Here is a 506-nt window from a genome sequence, read left to right on the forward strand (position 1 = left end):
AAGTTATGACAAGCCAACAAATGTCATGAAACATCTACTAAGAGCTAGGCATCTTAGTCCGATTTATGGGAGTCAGACTCCAATAGCCCCCGAGATTGAAGATTTGATGGTTATTGATGAAATTCCAGATATCTTTCATGTTGGTCATGTTCATAGGGCTGAATTAGATATGTACAAAGGAATACTTTTGATAAATTCTGGTTCTTGGCAAAAACAAACTCCATTTCAGGCTAGTGTTGGTATGACACCTAATCCAGGAATTGCTCTTATGGTAAATTTGAAGACTTTCAAAGTTTATCATGAAAATTATAATTCTAATAAATTAAACAATATCTTGTAAAGTTAAATCATCTTTGAAAGTTTTTTTTATCATTTCAGTTGAGATTGTAAGTTTGTATTTTTTTGTTCTGCCATGAATTCCTTGATGTACTAATCTTCCAGAGATTATACCAGATAATTCAATTTCACTAAGCATTTGGGTAATCCGTCTTTGGGTTAACTCTTCA

Annotated in this window: 2 pseudogenes; one reads left to right on the forward strand and one right to left on the reverse strand. The window is 32.4% G+C overall.

Going from position 1 to position 506, the window contains the following annotated elements:
• Positions 1–340 (forward strand): annotated as a pseudogene (locus BG20_RS03585) (DNA-directed DNA polymerase II small subunit); the annotation flags it as partial.
• Here BG20_RS03585 and BG20_RS11860 read toward each other — a convergent pair.
• Positions 323–506, reverse strand: a pseudogene (locus BG20_RS11860) (cell division control protein Cdc6); the annotation flags it as partial. The pseudogenes BG20_RS03585 and BG20_RS11860 overlap by 18 nt on opposite strands.

The sequence above is a fragment of the Candidatus Nitrosarchaeum limnium BG20 genome, assembly GCF_000241145.1.
Lineage (GTDB): Archaea > Thermoproteota > Nitrososphaeria > Nitrososphaerales > Nitrosopumilaceae > Nitrosarchaeum > Nitrosarchaeum limnae.